This is a genomic window from Bacillus sp. DNRA2, assembly GCF_012843265.1.
GTDB lineage: Bacteria > Bacillota > Bacilli > Bacillales > Cytobacillaceae > Bacillus_BU.
This window is the reverse complement of the sequence record NZ_JABAIT010000004.1, coordinates 184335-200748: the sequence shown is the minus strand read 5'-3', so window position 1 is coordinate 200748 and position 16414 is coordinate 184335. Positions and strand designations below refer to the sequence as shown.

The following is a 16414-nucleotide window of genomic DNA, read 5'->3' as shown; positions in this document are numbered from 1 at the left end:
ATCCCCTCTCTCCAACTACTATTTTAACATAGGGTGCCAGGCACCACCCGAATTTTGTCGAATAAATAGGGCGATGAAAACAGGTTTTTGTTTTCATCGCCCTCATCTATTGATATTTTCCTCAAATGTTAATAAATGCCCTTCTCGACACCTCAACACAGTTTCTACCATTTTTCTTTGCAGCATAAAGAGCCTCGTCAGCCTCTCGATAACATATTTCAAAGGAATCTTTTAGTCTCGCAATTCCTTTGCTGGCAGTTACGCTAATATGATGCCCCTCAAACTGAAATGAATAATCTTCAATATTTTTTCTTAACTTTTCGGCAATTTCTTTTCCAGCCTGAGTATCTGTTTGCGGGAGCAGAATAATAAATTCTTCTCCACCTAGGCGCCCCGTAATATCTGAATCCCTGAAAGTATGAATTATAATTCTTGCTGTTTCTTGAATTACCATATCTCCAGCTGGATGCCCAAAGTTATCATTGATATCTTTAAAAAAATCAAGATCCAAGAGAACGATACAAGCATCTTCACTTTGGGGATTAGTACGGTTAATTTCTTTATTCACTAATTCTTTAAAGCAATCGCGATTATACAGCTTTGTTAGTGGGTCACGGGTTGCTAGGTATTCAAGATACTTATTCTTTTCCTCCAGCTCCCGCTTTTGGTTTTCAATAACTTTTTGTTGCTTCGCTCTTAATACATTATTTTTCCAAAGAATCCATGAAACCCCGAAACCCATCCCAGTTGCAGTAACACTATTCACCCTTACATGTTCAAGTAAGTCAGGAACGTGCTGTGTCAATGTTACCAAATAATAAAATAACACAAACGTCACAAGATAAAATACCGCTGAAATTGCAGGGGGAATCAACACAACAACCCCAACCCCGATACAGGCCACAAGTAGCGGATTAATGTTTGTTGTTACGAGCTGATCACTAACACAAAGAAAAATCCCAAAAAGAAGATTGAAAAAAACACAAAGCCCTTGGACGAATAAGGCAATTTTATCTCTCTGTCTTTGTCTTTTTTCAATCATTAAGCATGCAAAACAGAAAATCCCGTTAACTACCAACATCGATGCATGGATCAATATGATGAGTTGATGCCACTGAACAACATTCCTAGGTGATGACGGGAAATCAAGCCAAAATACAATAATATGGGCAATATTAATCAACCCCATTATTAGGCTCATGAAAATCATTCGCTTAATATTGATTGCGCTTAATTCCATATAGAGTGCTTTATCACCTTTTAGAAAAATACGATTAATAAGATCCATCAGGATCACCTGCTTCTGACCCAAATTATAGGTATTGGAATTGTTTTTATTTTAGGAAAATAAAGAAAATTACTCCCAACATGAGTATATTACAAAAACTTCCTTACTTCAAAGTTAGATATTTGGCAAATATAGGATACTAGATTTTTCCACTCTTGTAGGCCCTAAACACGAAAAAGGCTGACCCCAAAATCGCTAAAAACGATTTATTAGGATCAGCCTCTTTATTCACTGATGGTACATTAACTTCGATATTTTATCGTTAAACCTTTTAAGAAATTTCGGGCGTAACGATCACCACATTCTTTATAATTCTTATGTCCCACTTTTCGCAAAATTGCACTTAATTCTCCTTTTGTTACAGTAACTCCCGCTGATTTTAAAATTTCAAGAATATCTTCACTTGTAAGAGAAAGTGCGATTTTTACTTTCTTAATCAGCATATTATTAACACATTCGTTTGTTTTTGATGGGAGTCCGTTTCCTTCAGTTTGGCCTGGCTTCGTTTCCTGCTTTCCTCGATGAAAAATAATAAAACCATTTAAAAATGACTCTAACGTAGAGTTATTGACATTCTTATTATCCTCAAGTTCGTCATCTGTTTTTTTTAGGATGTGGAGGACTTCCTCTTTCGTTAGCTCAATGCCACCCAGTTTAAAAATCTCAACCATATCAGTATTTTTAATATCCAATGCATATCTTAATCTAATTAAAATATCTTTATTTGTCATCTAAACCTCATCCTGGTTATTATTAGTTTTTTAATTAGCTGTACACAATCATAAAGGTCATCACAATATCCAAAGGAGTTCCTCCAGCTAATTTTGTACAACTAAGTTTAACATTCCCACAGATAAAAGCCTATACCATTATCGATATAGACTTCTTCATCATGGTACGTATCATCTAATCTTCCTTATAATTTCAACACTTTTATTTGCGATTTACTTTCTATATCCCAAAGTTCTATCTGGCCATTTTCATAAACAGCAAAGGAGCTCGAGCCATCTTTCGGGATTGTCGTGCTGCCTGGATTTAACACAATTATCCCATGTTTTTCCTCAAGCACTTTAACATGCGTATGACCTGAGACAACAACCTGGCAGCCAAGCTCCTTAGCCTTTTCAATCCGTTGCTCCTCCGTCTCTTCATACCCATGAACAAGATAAAATTTTATATTATCGAAGGAAACAATCCTGGATTTATGGGAAATATTTTGTTCTGTAACAGTTTCATCTACATCTGCATCGCAATTTCCACGGACGTAATGAATATCTGTCCGTCCCCTTAGAATTTCTGCTAATTTCTTCGGATTATATGTTTTAGGAAGATCATTTCGCGGTCCATGGTATAAAACATCGCCCAAGTGATAAATGTGCTCCGATCCCTCTAGCAGACTCAAAGCTTGTACTGTATTTTCAAAACCACCATGTGTATCACTAATAAAACCTAATTTCATCACAACCAACCTCACATTATTGGATTCATGCTGTATTTTATCTATCTTTCATTTAACAATATCATTTTTGTCATTATCTCCATCACTAAATATATTAGCTCATTGGAAATCCATGTACTACAATATTTTCCCCTAACTGTATATGAATAGTATTTTTATGAAAAATCACAAAATTACGCAAATTATTTACAATAAAAGGAAAATTCATTGTATAATTTTATTATGATAGAAAGTTCGACTTAATGATATCTTTCATTTTTGAAAATAATAATAGTTTTTTCAAAGGAGGTTCTATGGAAATGGGCTTAGTTCTATTTATTATTTTTATTATTATAATTGTGTTTGCTACTAATGCTTCTTCAAGAGGGAATGTAAAAGGTAAAAATAGAAAAAGTAGCAGCTCTGAAAGTAGTAATTGGTGGTCTTCTAGTGATTCTGGTGGAAGTTGGTTTGATAGCAGCTGTGACGGTAGCTCCGATAGCGGTGGCTGCGACGGAGGTGGCGGTGGAGATTGATGTAGATGAAAGGACCAGCTCCAACTTAGATGTGATTGTTTGAAGAAGAGAAGAAAGAATCATTAACCAAAATACACTAACAAAATAAACCCCTCAAGCCCAAAAGCTTAAAGGGTTCATATTCATGAATAATGATGTTAATCCAAAAATCTTGCTTATTCTTTTACTACTAACTTAAGTGGAGCAGGAATGTTTTTTGCAACTTTCTTTCCTTGAAGAACGTCGATGCCTGCGTCTACTGCAAGCTTACCGATTAACTCTGGTTGCTGCGCAACCGTAGCTTCCATTTTTCCTGCTTTAATCGCATTTAAAGCATCATCATTTCCATCAAAACCAATGACCATGATATCTTTACCCGAACTATTGATGGCCTCAATTGCTCCCAATGCCATCTCATCATTATGAGCAAAAACCGCCTTAATATCTGGGTTTGATTGAAGCAGGTTTTCCATCACGGTTAATCCCTTGGTGCGATCGAAATCGGCAGATTGTTTTGCTGTCACATTTAATTTCTTATCGGCGATATTATGGAAACCCTTACCTCTTTCACGTGTTGCAGAAGCACCTGGAACACCTTCAAGTTCAGCTACCTGGACATTTTCGCCCAGCATCTTTACAATGTATTCTGCGGCCATTTCTCCACCCTTAATGTTATCTGAGGCCACTAACGTTGCAACTTTCCCTTTTTCAGCAGAACGGTCAAGCGTAACGACTGGGATTCCAATGTTGTTTGCAGATTGAACCGCTGTGGAGATAGCTGCTGAATCAGTAGGGTTGATTAATAGGATGTCGACACCCTGCTGAATTAAATCCTCAACATCGTTAATTTGCTTTGCGGTGTCGTTTTGCGCATCGACAACTTTTATTTGTACTCCTAAGGCTTTTGCTTCCTTTTTAACACCATCTCTAAGCGAAACGAAGAATGGATTATTTAAAGTTGAAACAGATAAGCCAATCTTAATATCTTTCAAATCGTCTTTTTCCGCTGGTTTTGCCCATTCAGGCGGCTGCATGGAACAAGCACCCAAAAACAATAGTGACAGTGATATGAATAATACAGCTAATTTTTTCATAAAAAATTCGCTCCTTATGCCGATTTCTTCCGGTCAAGTAATACAGCAATCGCAATAACAATCCCTTTTACTACCATTTGATAAAATGAAGATACACCCAGAAGATTCAAGCCGTTGTTTAACGTACCAATAATTAAGGCACCAATTAGTGTTCCAAATATCCTGCCCTTCCCGCCGGATAAGCTTGTCCCGCCTAAAACTACCGCAGCAATCGCATCCAATTCATAAGATGTACCCGCTGTTGGTTGGGCGGAATTCAATCGTGAGGTTAAAATGGCTCCTGCTAAGGCAGCTAGTAAACCGGATAGACCATAAATCATTACCTTAACATTTGGCACCTTAATACCTGAAATGATTGCCGCTTTTTCGTTACCACCAATTGCATAAGTTTTCCGACCAAATGGTGTTTTATGGAGAATAATATACAACAGTACAAACATAATAATCATAGTAATAGCAGGAACCGGTATTCCTAAAAAATATCCTCGTCCAAATAGTTGGAATAAATAGTTATCACCAAGTCCAGTAATTGGATTTCCATCTGTATAAACAAGAGTCAAACCTCTAAAAACAGTCATTGTTGCCAATGTTGCAATGAATGGTGCCATTTTTCCTTTTGTAATCATGAGTCCATTAACCATTCCCATGATTCCACCTAATAAACAGCCGACGATAATCGCCAAGATTGGGTCAAGGCCAGACACAATCATACCCGCAGTTAAAGCACTTGATAGAGCAAGAATAGCCCCTACTGATAGATCAATTCCTCCGGTTAAAATAACAAATGTCATCCCAAACGCAATCAGGGCATTAATAGCTACTTGTCGCAAAAGGTTTAATATGTTTAAAGGCTCTAAGAAACTTGGGTTTAACACTGAAACAATAACAAATAAGATGATAAGTCCGAGTAAAGGCCCCAGCTTTTGTGTCATTGTATTTAAAAAATTCCCTTTGCCTGCTTTTGCAGTTTCATTGGTTGCATTCATCTCATTGACCTCCCGTTGCCAATGTCATAATCTTTTCCTGAGTTGCTTCACTATTTATCAATTCGCCGCTAATTTTACCTTCATGAACAACAAGAATTCGGTCGCTCATTCCCAAAACTTCCGGTAACTCGGATGAAACCATAATGATTGCCACGCCTCGATCCGTCAGTTCATTCATGAGCTGATAGATTTCCCTTTTTGCGCCGACGTCTACCCCTCTTGTTGGTTCATCTAAGATGAGCACTTTCGGACTAATTCCAATCCATTTTGCTATCACGACTTTTTGTTGATTTCCTCCTGACAGATTTCCAACAGCAATATCCGCAGATTCTGTTTTTACGGTCAGGCGTTTTATCAGCATGTTAACAAAATCATTTTCGCTATTTTGATTAATAATGCCCTTAGGCGCAAAGCTAAATAATGATGGCAAAACGATATTATCCTTTATCGAGAAATCTAAAATTAAACCTTCGTCCTTACGGTCTTCCGTGATAAACCCAATTCCAGCCTTTACAGCCTGGTCAGGTGTTTTGATAGCGAGTTTCTCTCCATTCAGCCAAATATCGCCACTATCAAATGAATCGAGGCCAAAGATCGCCCGCATAATTTCCGTTCTTCCAGCACCCATTAGTCCCGAAATACCAACAATTTCTCCTGAACGGACCGAAAAATTCACATCCTGGAATACTCCGCATTTTGATAAACCTTTGACATCAAGTACCATTTCACCCGGCTTGGAGTCACGTTTTGGGAATCTGTCTGTCAATTCGCGGCCTACCATCTTCTTTACGACCTCATCAAAGTTCGTATCACGAATGGCTTTCGTATCTACTGTTTTACCATCTCTCATAACGGTGATTCGATCACAAATGGCAAAAATTTCTTCCATACGGTGTGAAATATAAACAATTGATACCCCTTCTTTTTTCAATGAGGTAATGATTTCAAAAAGCTTGTTGATTTCTCTTTCGGTCAACGCTGCTGTTGGCTCGTCCATGATAATAACCTTGGCATCCGTCATCAAGGCCTTGGCAATCTCAATCATCTGCTGCTCTCCAACTGAACAGCTGCCAGCTTCTTTATCCAAAGGAATCGTAACCATTAATCGGTCAAACTGTTTCTTTGCAAGTGCCCTCATTTCCTTCATTTTAAGTAGGCCAAGTGAGCTTTTCAGTTCTTTACCGATAAATAGATTTTCTAACACCGTCATATCTGGCCAAACATTTAATTCTTGATGGATAAACGTAATACCGTTTTGCTCGGCTTCTTTCGGATTTTTAAAATAGGTCTCTTTCCCATCAATCATAATGGTGCCCTTATCGCGAGAATGAAGTCCTGTCAGTACATTCATCATCGTTGATTTACCAGCCCCATTTTCACCCATTAACGCGTGGACTTCTCCATCCAACAATTCAAAATTAACCCCCGTTAACACTTGATTAGATCCAAAGGCTTTATAGATGTTCTGCATCGAAACTCGCATTTTTTTCACCTCGATTTATTAAAAGAACACACCTGATTGTAAAATGCAGTTCGCATATGGTGTAATTTCACCAGTACGAATGACGGCCTTAGCCTTTTTTGTCAGTTCCTTAAAACTTTCGTGTGTAACCCGTTCCATATCAATATCAACAAATTTTTCTTTTAAAAATTTTTCTATATTAGGATTTCCAACTTCTATTTCCGATGCCACAATGCACTTTTCGACTACCATATCGTCACAAACTGCGTCTAAAACCGCTTTAAATGATGGCAATCCTGGTTTAAGAGCTAAATCAATTCGGGTAACTCCATCTGGAATCGGTAATCCCGCATCAGCGATGACAATAAAATCTGTATGACCAAGATCTGCTAAGACTTTAGTAATATGACTGTTTAATATCCCATGGCGTTTCATTCTACATGCTCTCCTCTACTGCTTCTCGTGTTGGCATTCCGCCCTGTGCCCCAAACTTGGTGACTGATAGTGATGCGGCACGATTGGCAAATTGAACACTCTCTTCAAAACTTTTTCCCTCAGCAAGCGCAACAGCGAAAGCTGCGTTAAAAGTATCTCCAGCACCTGTTGTATCCACAGCTTCAACCGGATAGGAAGGAACCACTACCTCTTTTTCGCCATTATGGAAGCGGACTCCGTTTTTGCCTTCAGTGATAAATACTTTATTTGGATACTTTTTTAATGTCTCGTGCAATGCTTTATTTTCAAAAAGGACTGATGCTTCCAGCTCATTTGGTGTAATATAGGTTGCCTTTTCGATTACTTCCTTGCTTATTGGTCGTGCAGGAGCGGGGTTTAATAAGAGTCGTACCCCGAATTGTCGGCATTTCTCGCTGACATATTCAACTGTTTCTTCAGGGATTTCCTGCTGAATAAGAACAATATCAGATTCTTGAATAACATCGAGAGCTTTTTCAACAAATTCAGGTGTTACATAATCATTTGCTCCTTTTACCACAATAATGCTATTATCACCTTCAGCAAGGGTAATATGTGCTGTACCACTTTCTATATCTGTAACCGGTTCCACAAAGGCCGTTAACACATTATTTTTCTTGAAATTCTCCAGTATTTCTGTTCCGAATGCATCATCCCCTACACAGCCAACCATATAGACTTCTGCCCCCAACCTAGCAGCAGCAACAGCTTGGTTTGCCCCTTTTCCACCAGGCACCGTTTTAAATGATTCTCCCAAAATCGTTTCACCTTTACTTGGTCGTTTGGGAGCGGTAACAACTAAATCCATCGATGAACTTCCGATTACTGTTATTTTAGCCATTGTCCTCAACCTTTCGAGTCGATTGCCTTTCGATAAATGTAACAGGCAATTGAATATTTTTATGCTCAATAATCTCATTATTAATAATTGCAATTAATAGTTTTGCAGCTTCTTTTCCCATATCATACGCTGGCTGTCTAATCGTCGACAAAGGCGGGTAAAGCAAACTGCTTAAGGGGATATCATCATATCCGATTATTTGCAGTTCATCTGGAATGGAAATGCCTCTTCTTAATGCCTCATGTAGAATGGCTGCAGCACCAAGGTCATTGCCGGCAATCACTCCATCTGTTTCAGGAAACTTTTCAAATAGTTCCTGTGCCGTTTTTTCAGCATCAGCAAAAGTAAACGACGCAGTGGTCATTACATTAAAATGAACATTGGAATTACAAAGCTCATCTATTGCCCCTTTAAAGCGGTCTTGGGCTGTAGTTAATTCCATCGGCCCTCTAAGCAACGTAATCCGCTTGCTTCCCCTTCTGATGATTTCTTTTGCTGCCAATTTCCCACCTGTTAATCCATCTGCATAAACAGAAGGATATTGTTTGGAAATCCGGTCAAGAAATACGACTGGGAAGGTTAGATTTTCATAATGATTGGTATCGGTTTGATTCGTTGCTGTAATGAGACCGATTACATTATTTTGTTTAAACGTTTGAATATAATCAATCTCTTTTTCCGGTTTCTCATCCGCATTGCCAATAATCAGCCGAAGGCCATGTTCCTGCATCGTGTCTTCAACACCACGTGCTAACTCAGGAAAAAATGGATTTCGAATATCCGGAAGCAATAAACCAATTAACATTGATTTTTTCTTATATAATGATCTTGCCACTTCATTTGGTTGATAATTCAATTCCTGAATCGCTTGATTAATTAGTTTTCTAGTCTCTTCATGAACATATCCATTATCATTTAAGGCTCTGGAAACTGTAGCTACAGATACTCCAGCTCTTTTTGCAACATCTCGTATAGTAGCCATTTCGTTTCACCCCTAATATGTAACCGATTACATAAAAAGATTATCACATATTTTTTTATTATGCAACTATAATATTTTCCATTAACAAACATTATGGGGTTTCCTCTATAAATATGATTTCCATCTCTATAAATCTTCTTCTTCCCAGCGGAACTTTTTATTCTTACGTAGCTTATCAAGGTCGCAATTCAAGCACAGTCCGTTATGGCAGCATATGAACTCTCCGCACTCAGGACAGCACCACTTTTCCTCTTCCTGCACCAAGAAACTCTCGGTGCCATGTTCTTTGATAAATTCGAGGTTTTCGAGCATGCTCATATGATACTTGGTGCGGTAACGCTTATCGAGAGCTTTCAGTTGACTGCAGGGAAAAACGCCGCATTCATGACAAAACCGCACGAGCCCTTTCCAAAGCAACCCACAATGTTTTTTTAAGGTACAGTTTCTACCACTATCTAGGCAGCCGGCGCAATACGTCTTCTTAAAACCTTTTTTGTTCAGGTCATATTTTTTCGCTAAAAAACTTACACAGATGCTGCAGTTCATCCCGCATGGAGCAATTAGTTTCTCTTCCATTTATTCGTCACCTCGGTTCAATAACTGTCACAATATAAAAAGCTTGTCACCATCAATTTTTAAGGATCAAATGAGCGTTCAATAACCCACTAACCTTAATAGCTGAAATAACAAGCTGCACCCTTTTATTCATTTATCCACTTTATTCAGTTTCACTATTTCCCTTTTTAAAAAAACCACAAAAACAACTTTGCGATCATGTATCCGACCAAACCACAGCATGGGAATGTGAGAACCCAGGTTAATACCATTTCACGAACAATTCCCAAATTGATATCCCTGATATTCTTTGCTGCTCCAACGCCCATAATTGCGGTGGTTTTTACATGTGTGGTAGAGACTGGTATACCGCTGATAGTTGAAAGGAATAAACACATACCCCCTGCAAAATCGGAAGAAAAACCTTGGTATTTCTTCAATTTGACCATGTCCATGCCTACAGATTTGATAATGCGATATCCACCAATTGATGTTCCAATCCCCATAACGGCAGCACAAAGTACCATGAGCCATATCGGAATGACCACTTCGCCAGTTTGCGCCTGGCCCTTCGCAAGAAACATTCCAAGCAAGAATACACCAATGAATTTTTGACCATCCTGTGCACCATGCATAAAAGCCATTCCTGCTGCTGACATAATTTGGGCTTTTTCAAAAAAGCCGCTTGTTTTGTGACGATTTATTCCTCTACATACTAGTTCAACAAACTTTACCACTACAAATCCCATCACAAATCCAAGGACGGTGGAAAGAACTAATCCGTAGAGAACCTTGACCCACTCACTGCCATTAATTCCAGAGAATCCTCCCTGTAAAGCGATAGCTGCTCCGGAAAGCCCGGCAATTAATGCATGGCTCTCACTTGTTGGAATACCAAATATCCACGCTAAAACTGCCCAGAGCACAATTGCTGTCATTGCCGCACATAACGCGACTAATGCATCATTTACATTACCGCGGAAATCAACCATATTGTAAATGGTCTCAGCCACCTTTTGATTAACAATTGTCATAGCAATTACACCAAACAGGTTAAACACTGCTGCCATGAGAATTGCCGATCCCGGCTTCATTGCACGCGTGGAAACACAGGTGGCGATTGCGTTGGGAGCATCTGTCCACCCATTAACAATAATCACACCTAAGGTCAGTACAGTTGTGATGATTAAAGCCGGATAAACACTCAATTCAGAAATAAAATCCACGATTGTTATTTCCATAAGCTCTGACTTCCCTGCAAACTCCATTTTCTTAGTGCCGATCGAATTTCAAGCATCATCATCATCTTCTTCCTTCGGTAAAATTTTCAATCCTTCCGGAATCTTGATTCTGTCTGCCATACCGTGTCGATCAAAAGAACTCTATTAAATATCCATTTATAATTGCCCTTAAGAATTAGAATTTTCAAACAATCCACATCAAAAAATGACTTTCACTTTCAAATTTCGCTATTAATCTCAATAATCCTTGTGAAATTTCTGTTAAACATTCGAAATTGTGGGAATATACTTATAACCTTTCAAACACAGTGAAAACAACAGTATTGTTTAATACTGTCTAGCAAAAAAGCTGCCAGCACTGGCAGCTTTTTTCTTTCATTCTTACTCATATTCATTGAAAATAGCAATTTCTGTTATGAATGTTGAACCTGCTTTTGCTGTTCCATTACCTTCTTGTGTGAAGGAAGAAATAGTGTCATCAACAGATTTGCTATCGCGATAAAGAATACGAGAATAAACACTAGGTGCATACCATTAGCCATTGCCTCACGGATCATATCCATTGCAGCGGCAGGAAGATTATTAAACGAGTCCGAGCCTATGAGATTACTAATATTGCCGCTACCCAAAGTACCTTTCGCATGTTCTTTTCCAAAAGAAATCAATGAATTGTTAAAAATCGTTCCAAAAACAGCGACCCCAATCGTTTGTCCAATTGACCTAGTAAATGAGTTTGAAGCGGTTGCCGCTCCACGCATCTGCCAACCAACCGCTGATTGAACAAGAACGGTTGTTGGAGTCATGGCATAGCCCATCCCAAGACCAACCACAATCATAATTCCAACAAAATACCAGTACGGAGAGCCAAGCTCAACGGCAAGTAACCATGTTCCACCGAGGGTAATCAAAACTGCCCCAATAATTGCTGTAAATTTAGAGCCAATTTTATACATATAACGTCCGGCAATTGTCGCACCCAAAGGCCAGGCGATCGACATTGGCATTAACGTAAATCCTGAACTCGTCGCACTATGACCTAGAATGGTTTGAATCCACATCGGCAAATAAACATTAACCCCAATTAAAACCGCACTTGCTAGAAAACCCATTAAATTTGAAACTAGAATCACGGGAATTCGGAATAATGATGGCGGAAGCATTGGTTCCTCAACTTTTGTTTCAACATAGCCAAACAACACTAAAAAGAGAACTGAAACAGCCAATAATGTATAAATCGGCAACGAATTCCATGCATACGTCTGCCCTGGACCAGCATTAAGAAGCGCATATAAAAGAGTTGAAATTCCAATTGTAAAAGTAATCGCACCAAGATAATCAATTTTACGACCCTTGGTCAATTCAACCGTTTCATGGAAAAAGATCGTGATTAACAAAAGAGAAACTATCCCAACCGGCAAATTAATATAAAAAATCCAGCGCCAACTGATTTGGTCCACAAAGAAACCGCCTACTAATGGGCCAAGGAGGCCTGCAATTCCCCAGACTGAACTAAATACTCCCTGCATCTTTGCCCGCTGTTCTCCAGGGTAGAGATCGCCAATAATCGTAAAGGTGAGCGGCATTACTGCTCCTGCTCCAATTCCTTGAAAGGCACGGAACCAGATTAATTGAGTCATCGTCTGTGCTGCTCCAGAAAGCATCGAACCAAGGACGAATAATATAACCCCAAAAATAAAGACTTTCTTTCGACCGAATAAATCTGCTAATTTTCCGTAAATCGGTGTTGTTACGGAAGTAGTAAGTGTGTAGATTGCAAATACCCAGCTGATTAATTTTAAACCGCTGAGGTCGCTAACAATCTGCGGCATTGCGGTACTTACAACTGTGACATCTATAGCAACTAATAGGATAGCAACCAGCATAGCGATGGTTACCATCTTGCGATTCGTAGTTGTTTTTGGCATCCTATTCATCTCCTATAATAAAAGTCTACATAATTTGACCCTCTCAATTAGTCAAGTTATTGACTAAACTAGTTTAATCTCTCATCCACAATTAGTCAATAAGTTGACTAATAATATTTACCTTATTACAATAAACAAATAACTATTGAAATTCTTTTCCAGACCAGGAGGTTATGATGGAAAGTTTAAAAACGAATATAACTTTAGATTTCCTAAGGATATCAAATCTTTTTAGCAGATATGGAGCAAAAATGGTCGCCGATGTCGGCCTTAATAGCATACAACAATGGGTTATTTTAAGAACCATTATAAATAAGGGAGATATATCAATTGGAGAATTAAAAGAGGAAACACTAGTAACAAAACAAAATATGACCGGAATGATTAATCGCATGCAGCAGGCAAATCTAGTTGCGTTATTTACAGACCCTGAAGATAAACGACGCACACGGGTGAAAATGACCGAAACGGGACAACGAGTTTACGAACAATTAAGTTCATCACGAAATGAATTTAATAGCAAATCTTATCATATTTACAATGAGCAAGAACTGTTGATTTTAAGTGAATTATTAGGTCGTCTTGTTGATCATTTGAAGGAAGACTAATTTTTATAAACTCTAAATAATTGCAAGAAACGTATGAAGGCAACGCCCATGAGGGTTAGTTGCCTTCTTTTGTTGTGCCAAAGTACATCGCATCTATAAGCTAAAGTACATTTTCTATTAAATATAGTACATTCTGTGTACTAAAACATAAAATATGTTGAAATCTTGAAAGGAGCTATCAATATGTATAATAAACCAAATAATGATTCCGTAGTCCGCACTCTCAACCGTAGCGCATATCCGTTGCTGTCCACCGAACCGTACGGCAGCCTACGTGATTTGTACCCGCTTGACAGGATGATTGGAAACGCCCCTGTGGTTGGCATGGGTGAGGGGACTCATGGTACGCACGAGTTCTTTACCCTCAAACACCGGTTCTTCAAGTACTTGGTTGAAGAAAAAGGGTTCACCACATTCATGTTAGAGCTAAACTGGGGTACAGGCCTTCAGCTCAACGACTACGTCCTATATGGCAAGGGAAACCCCGTCGAAATCATGCAGCAAGAATTTCTCCGGAATTATCGACTGTTCGCCACCGAAGAATATTTGGAACTTATCGAGTGGATGCGCCAGTACAACAAGAAGTATCCGCAATGCAGGCAATTGCAGTTCATGGGAAATGACGTATATTTCCCTCACATCCGGATCTTTGATGACATCTTCAACTACGTCCAGGAACGCGGCCACTCGGAACTGGTACCAAAACTCAGGGACTTGTACGATGGTCTGATACCCACCACGGACTTCAGCACATGGCAGCGTAGCTACGACGCCCGTCCCGAAAGGGAGCGCCAACAAGTGCAGCGCCAGGCGGAAGAGGCCCTGCGACTAGTGAAGAGATTGCGCCGGGGTGCTGACCCGGAGGAGGCGGACTGGGCCGAACAACAGGCAACTGTAGTCGTCTGGATCGCCAGGACACACGCAACCGAAGAATACTGGATACCCCGTGATCAGGCAATGGCCGAAAACACCATCTGGTGGTATCGCCACAAGAACAGCAAAACCCTTATATCTGCCCACAACGCCCACATTGGCCATAACCCCGAGGATTACAAGACGCAAGGAACCTGGCTGCAGCAAATCCTTGGCCCTGGCTATGTGAATCTCGGCCTCTTCTTCTACCAAGGTTCATTCATCGCTATCGATGAAAACACTGGAGATTTGACGAAGTTCACTGTCGGCCCTCCCCCGCCGGAAAATGCCGAAAAGGTACTCGGTCGGGTGCAATTCCCCAATTACATGCTTGACATGCGCACCGTGAACAATCCTGCACGCGCCTGGCTCAACCAGGACCACCAGGTTCGAAATATCCTAGCAGTGGCGACTGAAGCCACAGTAGAAGATGAAATCATAGAAATACCACTACGCCTCACATATGACATTCTAATCATGATTCATGACACTACCGCATCCCACCCGATAGCACCTTTTTAGAAAGATGCACTTCATAAGAATAGAGTGTATGTAACAATAAATGAGATTCTGGTGATAATTTTCAATGATCCAAGACTATCAAAACAGAGTTTGCCCTTCTCTTGGACAAACTCTTTTAATAGATTATTTTAATTTCTCTCCGTTCGTAGCAATCAGCTCTTTATACCAATAAAAACTTTGCTTGCGAATACGGCGTAAATCTTTTACATCAAATTCATCACGATTTACAAAAATAAACCCATAGCGCTTGCTACATCCTTGATGTGTACTGATTAAGTCTATTGCTGACCATGGGCAAAAACCAAACACCTCAACACCATCTGTGATGGCAAGCTGCATCTGCTCAATATGTTCCCTTAAGAAATCTATCCGGTAAGGGTCATTTACCACATTACCTTCATCTAACTTATCAAAAGCTCCTAAACCATTTTCTGTAATAATAAGCGGAAGGTTATAACGGTCATAGATTTCTCTTAATGTATTTCTAAAACCAACAGGGTCAATTTCCCAGCCAAATTCATTCTTTTTTAGATTAGGATTAGTTGCACCTTTATAGATACCAGACTCCCCGATGGTGATATGCTGGTCTCCGGTATGATTGACATCGGAACCATCTCCTTCACTTGCCGCAACGGTTTGTGAAGTATAGTAATTGAAAGCAATAAAATCGGGTTTTGCACTTGCTAGAACTTCCATATCACCTTCAAGAATTGTTGGGACATAACCTTTTTCCTCAAAATAATTCCAAGCAGTGCTATTATAGCGACCAAAAACAGCCATGTCTAAATACAGCCAATTGCGAATGGCGGAATAATTGTGGGCTGCCATAATATCCTCTGGCTTGGAGCTAGCTGGATAAATGGATACTATATTCGGTGCAGGCCCAATTTTTGCATTTGGAAGCATTTGATGACACATATTCATCGCTTTCGCTTGTGCAACAAGCATGTGATGATTTTGTTGATATAGCTCCTTCTTTGGGTTTTCTAGATTAGGATCAACGGTTCCAATCGCATCACCGTGTAAAATCATCATATTTTGTTCATTTATTGTTAACCAATAGTTCACGCGATCACCGAAGTTTTCAAACAACGTTTTGGCATAGACTTCAAATGCATCAATCGTTTCCCGTTTTGACCATCCGCCTTTTTGCTGAAGTGCATATGGCAAATCAAAATGATACATTGTCACAATTGGTTCAATTCCATGGGAGATGATTTCATTAATCAAGTTATTGTAAAATTCGATTCCCTTCTGGTTCACTTCTCCTGTACCATTTGGGAAAATTCTTGTCCAAGCAATTGAAAAGCGATAAGCTTTGAAACCCATTTCGGCTAATAAAGCAATATCTTCTTTGTAGTGATGGTAATGGTCGCTTGCTACCTTAAAATCAGTAGTTCCTTCAGGATGTTTCGCCATATCGATAACAGATGGGCCCTTCCCATCTTCATTCCAAGCTCCTTCAATCTGGTAAGCTGATGTTGAACCTCCCCAGAAAAATTCCGCTGGGAATGGTTTAAGTTGATTGTGTTTCATATTTTGGAACCTCCACTAGAATTATTTTTTCAAAA

General features: G+C 39.4%; 16 protein-coding genes. 3 read left to right on the top strand and 13 right to left on the bottom strand.

The window, feature by feature from the left end; all coding sequences use genetic code 11:
• Positions 1–121: 121 nt before the first annotated feature.
• From HHO41_RS05875 to yfcE, 3 genes are all read right to left on the bottom strand, one after another.
• Entirely contained in the window at positions 122–1288 is a 1167-nt protein-coding gene (locus HHO41_RS05875; protein ID WP_169096424.1) for a GGDEF domain-containing protein, read from the bottom strand.
• A gap of 242 nt (positions 1289–1530) precedes the next feature.
• Positions 1531–2019, bottom strand: coding sequence for a YehS family protein (locus HHO41_RS05870; RefSeq protein ID WP_169096422.1), 489 nt, complete (start codon positions 2017–2019; stop codon positions 1531–1533).
• 185 nt (positions 2020–2204) lie between these two features.
• The gene (gene yfcE, locus HHO41_RS05865) at positions 2205–2747 is read right to left on the bottom strand and encodes a phosphodiesterase (RefSeq protein ID WP_169096480.1); all 543 of its coding nucleotides are present in this window, start codon (positions 2745–2747) and stop codon (positions 2205–2207) included.
• Positions 2748–3046: 299 nt separating this feature from the next.
• On the opposite strand from yfcE, the gene HHO41_RS05860 reads away from it, so the two are divergent.
• Positions 3047–3262, top strand: a complete 216-nt coding sequence (locus tag HHO41_RS05860; protein WP_169096420.1) for a hypothetical protein — start codon at positions 3047–3049, stop codon at positions 3260–3262.
• 155 nt (positions 3263–3417) lie between these two features.
• Here the strand turns inward: HHO41_RS05860 and rbsB are convergent, their stop codons facing one another.
• The 9 genes from rbsB to HHO41_RS05815 form a co-directional block, all read right to left on the bottom strand.
• Positions 3418–4335, bottom strand: coding sequence for a ribose ABC transporter substrate-binding protein RbsB (rbsB, locus tag HHO41_RS05855; RefSeq protein ID WP_169096418.1), 918 nt, complete (start codon positions 4333–4335; stop codon positions 3418–3420).
• A 14-nt stretch (positions 4336–4349) separates the two neighbouring features.
• A complete protein-coding gene (gene rbsC, locus HHO41_RS05850) occupies positions 4350–5321 on the bottom strand; it encodes a ribose ABC transporter permease RbsC (protein WP_169096416.1) in 972 nt (323 codons plus the stop codon).
• A gap of 1 nt (position 5322) precedes the next feature.
• A complete protein-coding gene (locus tag HHO41_RS05845) occupies positions 5323–6804 on the bottom strand; it encodes a sugar ABC transporter ATP-binding protein (protein WP_169096414.1) in 1482 nt (493 codons plus the stop codon).
• 18 nt (positions 6805–6822) lie between these two features.
• Entirely contained in the window at positions 6823–7218 is a 396-nt protein-coding gene (gene rbsD / locus HHO41_RS05840; protein ID WP_169096412.1) for a D-ribose pyranase, read from the bottom strand.
• A 1-nt stretch (position 7219) separates the two neighbouring features.
• Positions 7220–8098: a ribokinase gene (rbsK, locus tag HHO41_RS05835; protein ID WP_169096410.1), complete on the bottom strand. Its 879-nt coding sequence runs from the start codon at positions 8096–8098 to the stop codon at positions 7220–7222.
• Complete coding sequence (locus tag HHO41_RS05830) at positions 8091–9080, bottom strand: LacI family DNA-binding transcriptional regulator (RefSeq protein WP_169096408.1); 990 nt, start codon at positions 9078–9080, stop codon at positions 8091–8093. The genes rbsK and HHO41_RS05830 overlap by 8 nt, the downstream gene beginning before the upstream one ends.
• Positions 9081–9206: 126 nt before the next feature.
• Positions 9207–9656 (bottom strand): DUF3795 domain-containing protein, encoded by a 450-nt coding sequence (locus HHO41_RS05825; RefSeq protein WP_169096406.1) that lies wholly within the window; start codon positions 9654–9656, stop codon positions 9207–9209.
• 167 nt (positions 9657–9823) lie between these two features.
• Positions 9824–10876, bottom strand: coding sequence for an inorganic phosphate transporter (locus HHO41_RS05820; protein WP_169096404.1), 1053 nt, complete (start codon positions 10874–10876; stop codon positions 9824–9826).
• Positions 10877–11289: 413 nt separating this feature from the next.
• Complete coding sequence (locus HHO41_RS05815) at positions 11290–12801, bottom strand: MDR family MFS transporter (protein ID WP_248278377.1); 1512 nt, start codon at positions 12799–12801, stop codon at positions 11290–11292.
• Positions 12802–12977: 176 nt separating this feature from the next.
• On the opposite strand from HHO41_RS05815, the gene HHO41_RS05810 reads away from it, so the two are divergent.
• Positions 12978–13409 (top strand): MarR family winged helix-turn-helix transcriptional regulator, encoded by a 432-nt coding sequence (locus HHO41_RS05810; protein ID WP_169096402.1) that lies wholly within the window; start codon positions 12978–12980, stop codon positions 13407–13409.
• 183 nt (positions 13410–13592) lie between these two features.
• Complete coding sequence (locus HHO41_RS05805; RefSeq protein ID WP_169096400.1) at positions 13593–14843, top strand: erythromycin esterase family protein; 1251 nt, start codon at positions 13593–13595, stop codon at positions 14841–14843.
• A gap of 123 nt (positions 14844–14966) precedes the next feature.
• Here the strand turns inward: HHO41_RS05805 and HHO41_RS05800 are convergent, their stop codons facing one another.
• Positions 14967–16379 (bottom strand): glycoside hydrolase family 1 protein, encoded by a 1413-nt coding sequence (locus HHO41_RS05800; RefSeq protein ID WP_169096398.1) that lies wholly within the window; start codon positions 16377–16379, stop codon positions 14967–14969.
• Positions 16380–16414: the final 35 nt, after the last annotated feature.

Excerpts from the sequence above, each read along its gene's own strand:
- HHO41_RS05870 (WP_169096422.1), bottom strand. The coding sequence starts at position 2,019 with ATGACAAATAAAGATATTTTAATTAGATTAAGATATGCATTGGATATT.
- HHO41_RS05810 (WP_169096402.1), top strand. The coding sequence starts at position 12,978 with ATGGAAAGTTTAAAAACGAATATAACTTTAGATTTCCTAAGGATATCA.
- rbsK (WP_169096410.1), bottom strand. The coding sequence starts at position 8,098 with ATGGCTAAAATAACAGTAATCGGAAGTTCATCGATGGATTTAGTTGTT.
- HHO41_RS05805 (WP_169096400.1), top strand. The coding sequence starts at position 13,593 with ATGTATAATAAACCAAATAATGATTCCGTAGTCCGCACTCTCAACCGT.
- HHO41_RS05875 (WP_169096424.1), bottom strand. The coding sequence starts at position 1,288 with ATGGATCTTATTAATCGTATTTTTCTAAAAGGTGATAAAGCACTCTAT.
- HHO41_RS05860 (WP_169096420.1), top strand. The coding sequence starts at position 3,047 with ATGGGCTTAGTTCTATTTATTATTTTTATTATTATAATTGTGTTTGCT.
- yfcE (WP_169096480.1), bottom strand. The coding sequence starts at position 2,747 with ATGAAATTAGGTTTTATTAGTGATACACATGGTGGTTTTGAAAATACA.
- HHO41_RS05800 (WP_169096398.1), bottom strand. The coding sequence starts at position 16,379 with ATGAAACACAATCAACTTAAACCATTCCCAGCGGAATTTTTCTGGGGA.
- HHO41_RS05825 (WP_169096406.1), bottom strand. The coding sequence starts at position 9,656 with ATGGAAGAGAAACTAATTGCTCCATGCGGGATGAACTGCAGCATCTGT.
- HHO41_RS05820 (WP_169096404.1), bottom strand. The coding sequence starts at position 10,876 with ATGGAAATAACAATCGTGGATTTTATTTCTGAATTGAGTGTTTATCCG.
- rbsB (WP_169096418.1), bottom strand. The coding sequence starts at position 4,335 with ATGAAAAAATTAGCTGTATTATTCATATCACTGTCACTATTGTTTTTG.
- rbsC (WP_169096416.1), bottom strand. The coding sequence starts at position 5,321 with ATGAATGCAACCAATGAAACTGCAAAAGCAGGCAAAGGGAATTTTTTA.
- HHO41_RS05845 (WP_169096414.1), bottom strand. The coding sequence starts at position 6,804 with ATGCGAGTTTCGATGCAGAACATCTATAAAGCCTTTGGATCTAATCAA.
- HHO41_RS05815 (WP_248278377.1), bottom strand. The coding sequence starts at position 12,801 with ATGCCAAAAACAACTACGAATCGCAAGATGGTAACCATCGCTATGCTG.
- HHO41_RS05830 (WP_169096408.1), bottom strand. The coding sequence starts at position 9,080 with ATGGCTACTATACGAGATGTTGCAAAAAGAGCTGGAGTATCTGTAGCT.
- rbsD (WP_169096412.1), bottom strand. The coding sequence starts at position 7,218 with ATGAAACGCCATGGGATATTAAACAGTCATATTACTAAAGTCTTAGCA.